The sequence below is a fragment of the Kordia sp. genome, assembly GCF_022447245.1.
In the GTDB taxonomy this organism is placed as follows: domain Bacteria; phylum Bacteroidota; class Bacteroidia; order Flavobacteriales; family Flavobacteriaceae; genus Kordia.
In genome coordinates this window covers 225,723-238,970 of sequence record NZ_JAKVBC010000002.1, presented here as the reverse complement: position 1 = coordinate 238,970, position 13,248 = coordinate 225,723, and the positions used below count along the sequence as shown (strand labels likewise).

Annotated in this window: 14 protein-coding genes; 13 read left to right on the top strand and 1 reads right to left on the bottom strand. The window is 33.0% G+C overall.

Annotation, left to right across the window (positions count from 1 at the left end):
- Positions 1 to 54: 54 nt before the first annotated feature.
- The 3 genes from MK119_RS02485 to MK119_RS02475 all read left to right on the top strand — a co-directional run bounded on the left by MK119_RS02485 (position 55) and on the right by MK119_RS02475 (position 4,229).
- A complete protein-coding gene (locus MK119_RS02485) occupies positions 55 to 771 on the top strand; it encodes an energy transducer TonB (RefSeq protein WP_290670498.1) in 717 nt (238 codons plus the stop codon).
- Between the two features lie 107 nt (positions 772 to 878).
- Positions 879 to 1,679, top strand: a complete 801-nt coding sequence (locus MK119_RS02480) for an energy transducer TonB (protein WP_290670495.1) — start codon at positions 879 to 881, stop codon at positions 1,677 to 1,679.
- Between the two features lie 438 nt (positions 1,680 to 2,117).
- Positions 2,118 to 4,229, top strand: coding sequence for a gliding motility protein RemB (locus MK119_RS02475; protein ID WP_290670492.1), 2,112 nt, complete (start codon positions 2,118 to 2,120; stop codon positions 4,227 to 4,229).
- Positions 4,230 to 4,514: 285 nt separating this feature from the next.
- On the opposite strand, the gene MK119_RS02470 is transcribed toward MK119_RS02475, so the two are convergent.
- Complete coding sequence (locus MK119_RS02470; protein WP_290670489.1) at positions 4,515 to 5,417, bottom strand: MBL fold metallo-hydrolase; 903 nt, start codon at positions 5,415 to 5,417, stop codon at positions 4,515 to 4,517.
- Positions 5,418 to 5,647: 230 nt separating this feature from the next.
- On the opposite strand from MK119_RS02470, the gene cyoE reads away from it, so the two are divergent.
- The 10 genes from cyoE to MK119_RS02420 all read left to right on the top strand — a co-directional run bounded on the left by cyoE (position 5,648) and on the right by MK119_RS02420 (position 13,248).
- The gene (gene cyoE / locus MK119_RS02465) at positions 5,648 to 6,559 is read left to right on the top strand and encodes a heme o synthase (RefSeq protein ID WP_290670593.1); all 912 of its coding nucleotides are present in this window, start codon (positions 5,648 to 5,650) and stop codon (positions 6,557 to 6,559) included.
- Positions 6,560 to 6,562: 3 nt separating this feature from the next.
- Positions 6,563 to 7,144 (top strand): cytochrome c oxidase subunit 3, encoded by a 582-nt coding sequence (locus tag MK119_RS02460; RefSeq protein WP_290670486.1) that lies wholly within the window; start codon positions 6,563 to 6,565, stop codon positions 7,142 to 7,144.
- Positions 7,145 to 7,190: 46 nt separating this feature from the next.
- Positions 7,191 to 8,276 carry a cytochrome c oxidase subunit 3 gene (locus MK119_RS02455; RefSeq protein WP_290670483.1) on the top strand — a complete coding sequence of 362 codons (1,086 nt, stop codon included), beginning with the start codon at positions 7,191 to 7,193 and terminating at the stop codon, positions 8,274 to 8,276.
- A gap of 33 nt (positions 8,277 to 8,309) precedes the next feature.
- Positions 8,310 to 8,708 carry a cytochrome C oxidase subunit IV family protein gene (locus MK119_RS02450; protein ID WP_290670480.1) on the top strand — a complete coding sequence of 133 codons (399 nt, stop codon included), beginning with the start codon at positions 8,310 to 8,312 and terminating at the stop codon, positions 8,706 to 8,708.
- A gap of 282 nt (positions 8,709 to 8,990) precedes the next feature.
- The gene (locus MK119_RS02445) at positions 8,991 to 9,674 is read left to right on the top strand and encodes a hypothetical protein (protein ID WP_290670478.1); all 684 of its coding nucleotides are present in this window, start codon (positions 8,991 to 8,993) and stop codon (positions 9,672 to 9,674) included.
- 4 nt (positions 9,675 to 9,678) lie between these two features.
- Complete coding sequence (locus MK119_RS02440) at positions 9,679 to 10,380, top strand: SCO family protein (protein WP_290670476.1); 702 nt, start codon at positions 9,679 to 9,681, stop codon at positions 10,378 to 10,380.
- Positions 10,381 to 10,391: 11 nt separating this feature from the next.
- Positions 10,392 to 10,955, top strand: a complete 564-nt coding sequence (locus tag MK119_RS02435) for a DUF420 domain-containing protein (protein ID WP_290670474.1) — start codon at positions 10,392 to 10,394, stop codon at positions 10,953 to 10,955.
- Complete coding sequence (locus MK119_RS02430) at positions 10,955 to 11,188, top strand: hypothetical protein (protein WP_290670471.1); 234 nt, start codon at positions 10,955 to 10,957, stop codon at positions 11,186 to 11,188. Before MK119_RS02435 ends, MK119_RS02430 begins: the two co-directional genes overlap by 1 nt.
- 133 nt (positions 11,189 to 11,321) lie before the next feature.
- Complete coding sequence (locus MK119_RS02425) at positions 11,322 to 12,023, top strand: ABC transporter ATP-binding protein (RefSeq protein ID WP_290670468.1); 702 nt, start codon at positions 11,322 to 11,324, stop codon at positions 12,021 to 12,023.
- Complete coding sequence (locus MK119_RS02420; protein WP_290670465.1) at positions 12,016 to 13,248, top strand: ABC transporter permease; 1,233 nt, start codon at positions 12,016 to 12,018, stop codon at positions 13,246 to 13,248. The genes MK119_RS02425 and MK119_RS02420 overlap by 8 nt, the downstream gene beginning before the upstream one ends.

The window sequence follows — 13,248 nt, the reverse complement described above, 5'->3', positions numbered from 1 at the left end:
TTGTTATTTCTGCTAATAAATAATTAAATTAGCAACCATTAAAACTCTATTATTATGGAAGCAAAGAAGAATCCAGATGCTGACTTAAGAAAAAATAGTCTATTTTATCTAGCTTTAGGTTTAGCATTAGTAACATTCCTTATCTGGCAAGGTATGGAGTGGACAGCTTACGATGAAGTTGTAAAAGAAGAAACAGTTGACCTAATTGAGAGTGATGAAGAGGAAATGATCATCACCGAGCAATTACAACAACCGCCACCACCACCACCGCACCCAGCTCCAGAAATTATTGAAGTTGTAGAAGATGAAGAAGAAGTTGAAGAAACGGTAATTGAGTCTACAGAAACTACAGAAGATGAAGTAATCGAAGAAGTAGAAGATGTAGAGGTTGTTGAAGAAGAAGAGGTGATCGAAGATGTACCATTCTCGGTTATTGAAGATGCACCAATCTTTCCAGGTTGTGAAAAGTATAAAAGTAAGGCAGAGCGTAAAAAATGTATGTCTGAAAAAGTACAAAAGCACGTAAACAAAAAATTCAACACCGAATTAGCTTCTGACTTAGATTTAGAAGGAGTTCAAAAAATCTTTGTTGTATTTAAAATTGACAGATCAGGAAATATTACAGATGTACGTTCAAGAGCGCCGCATCCAAGATTAGCTAAAGAAGCTGAAAAAGTAATTAAGAGTCTTCCAAAGATGAAACCTGGAAAGCAAAGAGGTAAGCCTGTAGGTGTAAACTATACGTTGCCAATCGTTTTCAAAGTACAATAGTTAAGAAAACAATAAAAATATTAAAAAGCCCGAGCATTTTGCTCGGGCTTTCTCTTTTTGGTACGTTTCTTGATGTTAACACAACATTAACATTAAAACCGATTAATATGAAAAATGCAACTCACAACAAAGATGTGAATGCAAATGGTGTACGCGAAAGTCACCTTGCAAAAAAGAACAACTTAAAAGGAGAAAAAAACTCTTTACTGCGATTCTCAGTAAGCCTCATGCTGAGTTTATTTATTGTCTACACAATATTTCAAGTAAAAACAGTTGATGCTGCTCCAAAAGTAGCAGAAGTTGAAGATGTGCTAGAAGATGATATGACGTATGTGCCAGTCTTCCAAGAAGAAGTGGTTGTGGTAAAACAATTGAAGCCAGAACCAGTTGTGCAAACAGAGCTTATTATTGACAAGATTAAAGAAGTGGAAAACGATCACAAAGATCTTAAGGAAACTGTATTGAAAACAACAGTAGAGCCTAAAGAGGTGACTTCATTAATAGATGTAAGTACTGTTGAAGTAGAAGATCCAGTTGAAATTCCTGAAGAAGTTCCTTTCGCTTTTATTGAAGATGCGCCAATTTACCCTGGATGTGAAAAATTCAAGAGTAAAGCAAAAAGAAAAAAGTGTATGTCTGAAAAAATAGACAAACTTATCCAACGAAAATTTGATGCAGACTTGGCTAATGAATTAGGATTAGATGAAGGCATAAAACGAATCAATGTATTATTTGTAATTGACGAAAATGGAAATGTTACAGGAATTCAATCACGTGCTCCACATCCAAAACTAAAAAAAGAAGCAGAACGTGTAATTAAATTGCTTCCAAAAATGGAGCCAGGGAAACAAAGAAATAAAAACGTAAAAGTAAAGTATACACTACCTATTGTTTTTAGAGTAAATTAATAAAAAATACATAGTGTATTAAAAAAAGGAAAACCGAGTTATTCACTCGGTTTTTTAGGTATACTTTCTGTGACATATCATTACATTAACATTAAAACCGATTATTATGAAAAATGTCAACTTAAAGCCTTTTGTAAATGTTACCAAGACTTACAAAGGTCATTTAATCAGAAAGTATGATACAAAAGTACGAAAAAGTAATTTATATAGCTTTTGTTAAGCTGAATTAATGTCTTTTATCGGTATATATTCGCTTTTTTAAGATAAATAGTACCAATTTTTCATATTCTTAATTTAAAAATAACGAAAAAAACACCTCAAAAATTTTTGTTAGTGATAAAAATGAGCATACTTTTTAAAAATCTGTCATCATAAAACGGAGGAATGAATCGATTTTTGTGAAAATATAGTATCTTTCGCATTCATAAATCCTCAAACATGAAGCGACTCAAAGCGTCCCTATATCTACTCATATTTTTAGCATTTCAATTCACATTAGCACAAACTTCTAATGATGATTATGAAAAGTATCCTGTATTTACAGAATGTAAAAATGTAGACATTGCAGATCTTGAAAATTGTTTCAACACTACGTTAAGAACATTTGTGAATTCAAACTTCAGAGAGCCAGAAATTATTAGCAAAGAAAATTATATTGGTGAATTGGTGGTTTTGTTTGAAGTAACAAAAGAAGGGAAGTTTAAAGTATTGTATGTAGATGCTGTTTATGAAGAGTTAAAAACAGAAATAAAACGCGTTTTTGGCTTGTTGCCAACAATACAACCTGCTACCTATAGTGGAAAGCCAGCTTATGTTCAATTTACCATGAAAGTTGAAATTCCACTCGGAAGTTTGGATGCTATAGAAAAACCCAAAACACTTGAAAAAAAAGAAAACGAACTTGAGTCGACTGCAAAAACTGAATTTGATTCAGTAAATGATGAATTGGTTCCTTATAAAGATGAATTGTATGCGAGTAACTTAAACATTCCGTTTTCGCATGATATGTATGCGTATTTTGATCGCCAAATCAATTTGGTAGGAACAAACAGTCATACCGCTTCAAAACCTTATTTATATAACACAGTTTCTAACTATTATGATTTCAATGCGCAACAAAGTAAGCTTAAAAAAGAAGTCTCTTCATGGGTTGGACGTAAATTGTGGAATGAGCATTTAGTTACGGTAAAAGGAAAAAACTACTGGTTTGTATTGGATCCTATTTTGGATTTGCAACTTGGTAAAAACACAGGTGGTAAAGTTGATTATACCTATAATAATACCCGTGGATTGCAAGTGCAAGGAGGTTTAGGAAAAGGATTTAACTTTTCAGCAACAGTATTTGAAAGTCAAGGACGTTTTGCTGATTATGTAAATAGATACGCAGAAAGTATTCGACCAGCAGGAGGAAATCCAGCAATCATTCCAGGTCGTGGAATTGCCAAACAATTCAAAACAGATGCTTATGATTATCCTGTTGCAGAAGGATATATTTCGTATTCGCCTAGCAAAACTTTCAATATGCAATTTGGACACGGTAGAAACTTTATTGGAGACGGATATCGTTCGTTATTTGTAAGTGATGCAGTGAGTCCATATCCTTATTTAAAACTAAACACCTCTTTCTGGAAAATAAAATATACCAACACTTGGATGTGGTTACGTGATGTAAGACCTGAAGTAAATGAAGATGGTGCTTTCTTAACAAAATATATTGCTAATCATTATTTAAGTTGGAATGTGTCAAAAAAATTAAACATTGGTTTCTTTGAATCGGTAATTTGGAAAAATGATAACAATCGTGGATTTGATGTCAACTATGTAAATCCAATCATTTTCTACCGTGCAATAGAATTTTCCACTGGATCACGTGCTGGAAATGCTTTAGTTGGATTGAGTTCAAAATATAAATGGAATGACAATGTAAATTTCTACGGGCAATTTATCTTGGACGAATTTTCATTAAACGATATCAAAGCTGGCAATCAAAGCTGGAAAAACAAATTTGGATTTCAACTAGGAGCAAAATATTATAATGCATTCAAAGTAGATAATTTATTCTTACAATTTGAATACAACCAAGTACGTCCGTACACGTATTCACATAATGAAGTGGCAACAAATTATGGACATAACAATCAATCTTTAGCACATTTATGGGGCGCAAATTTCCGCGAAGTAGTAGGAGTGGCACGTTACAACTACAATCGTTGGTATGGGAGTGCAAAACTGATCTATGGGCAACGTGGTTTAGACTTTGATCCAGCGATAGACAATGCGAGTTATGGAGGTAATATTTTTATTGATAACGATAATAGAATAGGAGATACAGGTATTGAATTATTACAAGGGAATAAAGCCAATGTGCTTATTGGTGATTTGAATGTTGGATATATTGTAAATCCAAAAACCAACTTAAAAATCTTTGCAAATATTACTTACAGAAGCTTCAATCCTGATGCAAATACCTTAGTCGATTTTAAAGAAAATACCACTTGGTTTAATTTTGGAATTAGAACAGATATTTTTAATTGGTATTTTGATTTTTAACATTGCTGTTTCAAATTTTTTATTAAATTTGTTAAAGCCTCGAAAAAATTTAACCACAAGATACCTCAGCTTTCTTGTACGTCCAAACCTATTTTTAGAATGATTAAGCCATTTTTCATCTTACTCCTCATTTTACCATTTATTTACCTAGGATACAAATCTCTCGATTTAGCAGTTTACAAACGTCAAACAGGATCTAATTACACTGTAAAAGAATATCCAGTGTTTTTGCTTTGCTGCGCTTTCTTTGTAATCGCAGGTATTATTATTGCAAATTATAAAATGTTAGTTGGTATTTTGTAGGCTTTCATAAAAAGTTTTTCTTAAAGCTTCACCGGAGATAAACCAATCGCCATAACCTAAGTCGTCGTACTTTTTGGTGATTGCAGTATTTTTTGTGACTTCTTCTTCGGATTTACCTGCTTTAATTTCAGCCATTATATTTTTTTCAATGGTTTCAAGCATTTCTAAGTATGACTGCAACTCTGCTTTATTAGAAATATTTCTGTGCCCAGGAATGATCTTAGTGTCATCATTAATAACAAGTAAAGCTTTTTTAATAGCAGCAATATATCCTTGTGCACTTCCGCCAGAATTCAAATCGATAAAAGGATATTTTCCTTGAAAATAGGCATCGCCAGTGTGTAACACATTACTTTCTGTAAAATAAACCATGGCATCGCCATCTGTGTGTGCTTCATGTACATGGAAAATAAAAATAGATTCGTTATTAAAAAAGAAAGAAACATCTTTAGAAAAAGTAATTATAGGTAAGGCTTCTTTTGGAGAAGCTTTCTTCGTTGTATTTCGTTCTTTATTAAACTGGTCTATACTCATGCGCTTTCGTACATTTTCATGTGCTACAATCACAGCGCCTTCTTTTTGCATATTTTCATTTCCTCCTGTATGATCGCCATGCCAGTGTGTATTAATTAAAAATTCTACAGGTTGATCAGTAACTCCTTGAATAGCTTTTAAGATCTTAGGAGTCAAATACGCAAATTGATCATCAATCATAAAAACACCGTCTTCTCCAACCGAAATGGCAATATTTCCACCTTGTCCAACAAGCATATACACATGGTCAGTAACTTTAGTAACTTTAATTTGAATCTCTTTTTTTTGAGCGAATCCAATTGAAATTGAACATAAGAAAATAAACGATAAGGTAGTTTTTAGAAATTTCATCTGTCTGCTTTATATGATTAATTATATATGTTGGAATTCGCCATGAATTGATAAATTATTCTGGTTGATTTCATGTTGTAGATTTCAGACAATAGTCGTTATAAAATCCACTTCCTCACCAAAGATAAAAAATAGAAAAGCAATTACTTTTAGAAAAGGAGTAAAACTCTTTGAAAATCATTGCATACAAAGTATTTGTATTCTATCTTTGCAGGAATTTAGCAAGGTTGATGAAAACGGCATTGAATACACTTAAAAAAACATACTCATTTGCTTCAGTATTTGAAGATTTTAAACAGCTTACAAAAGTTGGATTAGCAATCAGCGTAGTCTTCTCTTCTTTAGCAGGGTATTTGTTAGCTGTAGGAGCGGAAGGTTTTAGTTTTAAAATCCTAAGCTTACTAGCTCTAGGAGGTTATTTTATGGTAGGTGCTTCTAATGCATTCAATCAAATCATTGAAAAGGATTTGGATGCAAAAATGGATCGTACTAAAAATAGACCCATTCCGTCTGGACGTATGTCTGTGACGACGGCATTCATTATTGCTGCACTATTCACGGTATTAGGAATTGCCATATTGTATGTTATTAATCCAAGAACAGCAATGTTTGGTGCAATTTCTATTTTCTTATATACATGTGTATATACACCTCTAAAAACAAAAACCCCATTGTCAGTATTTGTTGGAGCATTTCCAGGCGCTATTCCTTTCATGTTAGGTTGGGTTGCTGCTACGGGTAAATTTGGTGTTGAGCCAGGAATTTTATTTATGATTCAATTCTTTTGGCAATTTCCGCATTTCTGGGCTATTGGTTGGTTTTTATTTGACGATTATAAAAAAGGCGGATTCTTTATGTTGCCTACAGGTAAAAAGAACAAAGCAACTGCATTGCAAATTATCATGTATACAGTTTGGTTACTATTCATCTCTATATTCCCAGTTTCAGGACTTACGGGAGAATTGCGATTATCAATAGTAGCAGCGATTCTGGTATTTTTATCAGGACTTGGACTATTATACTTCGGGATCCGACTATATAAAAACATGGACAATAAATCTGCAAAAGCTTTGATGCTGGCAAGTGTTGGATATATCACGCTGATGCAAATAATATTTGTAGTAGATAAATTTTTACAATAAACTATGGATTTAACGCAAGGGACATTTCAAGAAAAGAAATCGAGATCAAGGAAAATGATGTTGTGGTTTGCTATGATTAGCATGTTTATGATGTTTGCGGGACTTACGAGTGCATATATCGTTAGTCAAGAACGTAAAGATTGGTTGCAAGATCTTGTATTGCCAACAGCTTTTTTCTATAGTACCTTAGTAATTGTGTTAAGTAGCGTTACATTTCACTTGGCAAAAAAAGCTGCGCAAGAAGAAAAACACAGCAATGCAGGAAAGTTTTTACTAGTTACATTAGTACTTGCAATTGTATTTGTAATTTTGCAGTTTGTAGGGTTCAATGAAATCATAGCTAGTAAATACTATTTCACAGGAAAACAAAGTACAGTTACAACATCTTTCATATATATCATTACAGTAACACATTTAGCGCATGTTGCTGCTGGTATTATAGTATTGTCAGTTGTAATTTATAATCATTTTAAACAAAAGTATGAACAAGGGCAAACACTTGGTTTAGAACTAGGTGCAATGTTCTGGCATTTCCTAGATATATTGTGGGTCTTCTTGTTTTTATTTTTAAATTTCTTAAGATAAGAAAAAAACGTAAATTTGAACAATTTTTTAAAAATGTAAACTTTTTATGGAAGCTACTGTTTCAAATACAGGCACAGAAGGTAAAGTTTGGGGAGGCGGAAACAAGCCGCTAAAAGCAAGCTATGGAAAGATGATGATGTGGTTCTTCATCTTGTCGGATGCATTAACATTCTCAGGATTCTTAGCAGCATACGGATTCTCTAGATTTAAATTCATCGATTCATGGCCAATTGCCGATGAAGTATATAATCACTTTCCTGGATCACACGGAGATAACCCAATGTATTTTGTTGCGTTAATGACATTTATTTTAATTGCTTCTTCGGTAACAATGGTATTAGCAGTAGATGCTGGACACCACAACAACAAGAAGAAAACAACATTTTACATGTTTCTTACCATTATTGGTGGAGCAATCTTCTTAGGTTCACAAGCATGGGAGTGGACAAACTTTATCAAAGGAACTCATGGAGCTGTAGAAACAAAAGGAGGTCAAATACTCCAATTTGTGGACGGTCATAAAAAAGACAGTCATGGTAAATTGCTTCGCGTTTCTGTTGAAGACTTCGCAAAAGTTTCACACAAAGAAAGAGTACAACACAAGAGTAAAAATGGTCTTTGGTTCGTATCTGAACCAGCATTACCAAAATATTCTGTTCAAGATATTGTAACTGGTTTTAATTCGCATTCAAACTTAGCAGTTCGTACGCAAGAAATCATTCCTAATATAGAGCGATTAAAAGCTTCTGAAAATCCAGCTGATGTAACAAAAGCAGAGCGTTTTGAAAGAATGTATGTAAATGCAGACAAAACAGGACAAAAAGGTGTGTTAACAAGAGCAGAATCAGAAAAAGCATTGAAAGATGCAGTAGTATATGTTAAAGGAGCAAATCTTGTTCATAACGAATATGGAAACAGATTGTTTGGAGATTTCTTCTTCTTCATAACAGGATTCCACGGATTTCACGTGTTTTCTGGTGTAGTTATCAACGTTATTATTTTCTTCAATATCATATTAGGAACATATGAAAGAAGAAAGAATAATTACGAAATGGTAGAAAAAGTTGGATTGTATTGGCACTTTGTCGATTTAGTTTGGGTATTCGTATTTACCTTCTTCTACTTAGTTTAATAAAAAATATATTAAAAGAAATTATCATATATCATGGCACACGATCACGGACATACTGAGCATAAATTAGCCATATTTAGAGGAAGACTTAAATTTAAGTCGAACGTTCAAAAAATTTGGGGTGTATTAATCTTCTTATCTCTTGTAACCATTGTTGAAGTTGGATTAGGGATATACAAACCTAGTTTTTTAGTTGATAACTATTTTGTAGGGATGAAATATCTGAATTGGGTATTTATCATTCTAACAATTGTAAAAGCATATTATATTGCTTGGGACTTTATGCACTTACGTGATGAAAAGAGTTCTTTACGTAGAGCTGTAGTTTGGACAGCAGTATTCTTAATTTGCTACTTAATTTTCATCCTTTTACAAGAAGGAACTTATATTGAAGATGTAAAAACAAATGGATATGTAAAGTGGAATTTCTAAAATGACACTAAAAATATAAAGAAAAGACGGTAAAAATTACCGTCTTTTTTTATACCCGAAAGTTTTGATAAGTGTTCCGCAAATTTTTAAACAAGATTTCCAAAAAGAATGTCTGAATTCTCATGAAAAAGAAGTTAAAAAGTAAAAAAAAACGAAAGAATATAGCTGTAAATCGCGAATCGATTTTTATTTTTGCATAACGAAAGTTTTAGCAGTAAAAATTACAAATAAGAACTGTTTTGCAAATGCTATATAACTGATTATAAACGTCAATACTCAGATATGAAAAAGAAGATCATCTTAGGAGTTTTATTCTTATTACCTATATTCATTGTATTGCTTCTTCTTTTTACCAATCATAATTATACGCCACTTCCTGTTATCAAAAATAATGTAGCCGATTTGGTGAATTATGAATCGATAGAAAAGAGAGATTCAATTCAGTTTGAGGGGAAAATCACAATTCTTGGGTTTTTAGGAGACAATGTTAAAGATAGAAAGATCAATGTCCTAAATCTGAATCAAAAAATATACAAGCGTTTTAGTGGTTTTAAACACTTTCAATTAGTGATGTTGGTCACTTCTGGGCAAGAAGAAGAAATCAAAAATCTAAAACAAGAAATCAGTCGTTTTTCAGATGAATTGCAATATTGGAACTTCTTAGTAGTAGACAAAGCTGAATTGAATCGTATTTTCTTAGGATTAGAATCTCCGTTAGCCCTAGATCCATATGGAAGTTCTGATTATATGTATATCATAGATAAAGACAAAAACTTACGAGGTCGCTTTGACGATCGCTCTAAGGTAGAAATACGTGAAGGTGCTCCAACATACATGCTTCATGGATATAACACGACGATTATCTCAGATCTTTCAGGAAAAATGACAGATGATTTACGCATTCTCTTTGTAGAATACAGAGGAAAGAAATCAGACAAAAGAAGACAAGAAGACTTAAAAAAATAACAGCATGCAAAAAAAGAACTATTCATACATCGGAATCGCATTTATCATTTTGGTCTTTGGAATCATATTTATTCCAAGAATTGTAGATAAGGTAAGTAAAGGTGAAACGGTAGAAAAAGATCGTATGAATATCGTAGGGAAAGAGCGCAACAAAAAATTGCTTTATCTTAAAATTGATGGAAAAGCACGAAGTGTTCCCGAATTCTTATTTACAAATCAAGACAACTTAAAAATCTCAAATATTGATTTTAGAGGAAAAGTAACGGTAGTAGAGTTTTTCTTTACAACTTGCCCAACAATATGTCCGGTAATGAATAATAATATGCGTACGCTTGATGATGAATTTAATGAAAGAGATGACTTTGCCATTGCATCATTTACGATTGACCCAGAAACGGATACTCCAAAAGTTTTAAAAGAATATACGGAACGTTACGGTGTAAAATCACTCAACTGGCATTTCTTAACAGGTGATTTGGAAAAAATACACAAATTATCAAACGAAGGATTCAACATTTTTACAGGAATCAATCCTGAAGTTGCTGGTGGATTTGAGCATCAAGGATACTTTGCTTTAGTAGATAAAAATGGTTTCATACGTTCGCGTAAAGACAATCATGGAAATCCAAAAATCTACTATCAAGGAACCGACATGAAGGAAGTAGAAATGCTAAAAGAAGACATTAAAAATTTATTGGAAGAATAATAATGAAGCCTATGGAAGCCACAAATGACATCGAAAAAAAATATAAAAAATGGATTGTAATATTATCTATTGCAATTCCATTAGTAGTAGCAGCTTTATTTGGGATAAAACTCGAAGGTGTAAAGCCATTAACATTTTTACCGCCAATCTATGCCACTATTAATGGAATTACAGCGGTTTTATTAATTGCTGCAGTTATTGCTATCAAAAACAAAAAAATAAAACTGCACGAAACATTAATGAAAATATGTATTGCGCTCTCGGTAGCTTTCCTAGCAATGTACGTTGCGTATCATATGACATCTACTTCTACAGAATTTAAAAATCCAGATAAACTGATCAGGGGAATATATTTCTTCATTCTTATATCACATATTGTGTTGAGTATCGCCATCATTCCGCTGGTGCTAATTACATATGTTAAGGCGTTGGCAAAACGTTTTGACAAGCATAAAAAAATAGCCAAAATCACATTTCCAATTTGGTTATATGTAGCCGTAACAGGAGTTGTGGTTTATGTTATGATTTCTCCATACTACAAAACTGCGGAAGAATTACTAAATGCAGCACAATAATGAAAAAGAAACACATCATATTAGTCATTGTAGTTTTTCTAGCAGCACTTCCGTTAGAAGCACAATGTGCTATGTGCAGAGCTGTTCTAGAATCTGAAGCTGATTTGTCTCAGGCAAAAGGGGTCAATAATGGAATTGTATATTTGATGGCAATTCCGTACTTGCTTGTAGCGCTTACAGGGTTTTATATCTATAAAACATACAGCAATAAGAATGCAATAAAAAAATCATAGTTTTTTTGTAACAAAATTCCGTTTAGGTAGTCTTATACTTAATTATATCAATCATAAATAAGATTAACAGAATATTAATAATGCATGTTATTGCAAATATGTAATATTGTGTTAAATAAATACCTAACCAATTATGATTCAGATCAAGGAATTACAAAAGTCCTATCGTATGGGGAGCAACGAGCTTCATGTGCTCAAAGGAATCAATCTTGATATAAAAGAAGGAGAGTTTGTATCTATAATGGGCTCTTCAGGTTCGGGAAAGTCTACACTGCTTAATATTATTGGAATGCTTGATGAAGCCGATAAAGGCTCGTATGTGTTAGACGATGTTCCAATTAAAAATCTAAGCGAAAAAAAAGCAGCAATATATCGTAATAAATTTCTAGGATTTATATTTCAATCTTTCAACTTGATCAATTATAAAAATGCTGCTGAAAATGTGGCATTGCCATTATATTATCAAGGAATTTCACGAAAAATCAGAAAAGAAAAATCACTATACTATCTAGAGAAAGTTGGATTGGAAGATAGGGCACACCATCTACCAAGTGAACTTTCTGGAGGACAAAAGCAACGTGTAGCCATCGCACGCGCTTTAGCGTCAGAACCAAAAGTATTGTTAGCCGATGAGCCAACAGGAGCATTAGATACCAAAACTTCGTATGAAGTGATGGACTTTTTACAAGGAATTAATGATGAAGGAAAAACGATTCTGGTAGTAACGCACGAACCAGACATTGCAAATATGACAAAGCGTATTGTAATGTTAAAAGATGGTGTTATCGAAAAAGATACATTTGTAGAACAAGTAAGAGCTTCTGAACATGTTTGATTTAGATCGCTGGAGAGAAATATTACAAACGATCAATAAAAACAAGCTAAGAACGCTCTTAGCAGGTTTTACGGTGACGCTTGGGATCTTGATTTTCACGATTCTTTTCGGAATGGGAAATGGTCTTAAAAATACATTCTACGAAGCATTCCAAGACGATGCACAAAATACCATTTTCGTCTATTCAGGATTAGCAAGAAAACCTTTCAAAGGCTTCAAGGAAAATAGACGCATTGAGTTTGAAAATGCAGATTTAGAATTCCTAAAAGAAAAATTTGCAGGACGCATTGAACATATTACAGCTCGTATTTACAAAGGTGTAACTGCAAAATACAAAAGTGAATATGGAAATTATTCTTTACGTGCTGTACATCCATCACATCAATATTTAGAAAAAACAGATATCGATAAAGGACGTTATGTCAATGAAAATGATATCAAAACAGATGCGAGAGTCGCGGTTATCGGTCGCTTGGTAGAAAAAGACTTATTTGGAAAAGAAGATGCGATAGGAAAGTACTTCAGTATGAATAAAATTATCTATCGTGTAGTTGGCGTGTTTAGTGATAAAGGAAGTGGAGACAGTGAAGAACGTTCAATTTATACACCAGTAAGTACAACGCAACTTATTCATAAAAATACAGAGATTATTGACCAAATTAACTTAATGTATGATATCTCTATTGGAGCAAATGGCGCGAGTAAACTTTCTAAAGAAATTGAAGTAGAATTAAAGAAGAGGCATAATATTGCTCCAAGTGATCGAAGTGGTATTTATGTTGAAAATAAAGTTGAAGACCTAAATGATACATTGCAAGTTGCCAATGTATTACAGATTATAGTCCTTTGGATTGGGATCGGAACCTTGCTTGCAGGTGTTATCGGAATTAGTAACATCATGGTATATATTGTAAAAGAACGTACCAAAGAGCTAGGAATCCGAAAAGCATTAGGCGCTAAACCAAGTTCTGTAATTGGAATGATTTTACAAGAAACCATTGTAGTAACACTCGTTTTTGGATATATCGGACTATTGATTGGGAATTTTATACTCAACTCCATGGGCGATAAATTAAAAGATTGGTTCATCACCAATCCGAGTGTAAGTCAAGAAACCATTATTGCAGCAACGGTTATTTTAATTTTATCAGGATTAATAGCAGGATATATTCCAGCTAGAAGGGCTGCTAGAGTAAAACCAATTGTAGCATTAAGAGACGAATAA

Coding starts and splice junctions, on each gene's coding strand:
- MK119_RS02460 (WP_290670486.1), top strand. CDS start 6,563: ATGGATTTAACGCAAGGGACATTTCAAGAAAAGAAATCGAGATCAAGG.
- MK119_RS02455 (WP_290670483.1), top strand. CDS start 7,191: ATGGAAGCTACTGTTTCAAATACAGGCACAGAAGGTAAAGTTTGGGGA.
- MK119_RS02440 (WP_290670476.1), top strand. CDS start 9,679: ATGCAAAAAAAGAACTATTCATACATCGGAATCGCATTTATCATTTTG.
- MK119_RS02475 (WP_290670492.1), top strand. CDS start 2,118: ATGAAGCGACTCAAAGCGTCCCTATATCTACTCATATTTTTAGCATTT.
- MK119_RS02450 (WP_290670480.1), top strand. CDS start 8,310: ATGGCACACGATCACGGACATACTGAGCATAAATTAGCCATATTTAGA.
- MK119_RS02485 (WP_290670498.1), top strand. CDS start 55: ATGGAAGCAAAGAAGAATCCAGATGCTGACTTAAGAAAAAATAGTCTA.
- MK119_RS02425 (WP_290670468.1), top strand. CDS start 11,322: ATGATTCAGATCAAGGAATTACAAAAGTCCTATCGTATGGGGAGCAAC.
- MK119_RS02430 (WP_290670471.1), top strand. CDS start 10,955: ATGAAAAAGAAACACATCATATTAGTCATTGTAGTTTTTCTAGCAGCA.
- cyoE (WP_290670593.1), top strand. CDS start 5,648: ATGAAAACGGCATTGAATACACTTAAAAAAACATACTCATTTGCTTCA.
- MK119_RS02445 (WP_290670478.1), top strand. CDS start 8,991: ATGAAAAAGAAGATCATCTTAGGAGTTTTATTCTTATTACCTATATTC.
- MK119_RS02435 (WP_290670474.1), top strand. CDS start 10,392: ATGGAAGCCACAAATGACATCGAAAAAAAATATAAAAAATGGATTGTA.
- MK119_RS02480 (WP_290670495.1), top strand. CDS start 879: ATGAAAAATGCAACTCACAACAAAGATGTGAATGCAAATGGTGTACGC.
- MK119_RS02470 (WP_290670489.1), bottom strand. CDS start 5,417: ATGAAATTTCTAAAAACTACCTTATCGTTTATTTTCTTATGTTCAATT.
- MK119_RS02420 (WP_290670465.1), top strand. CDS start 12,016: ATGTTTGATTTAGATCGCTGGAGAGAAATATTACAAACGATCAATAAA.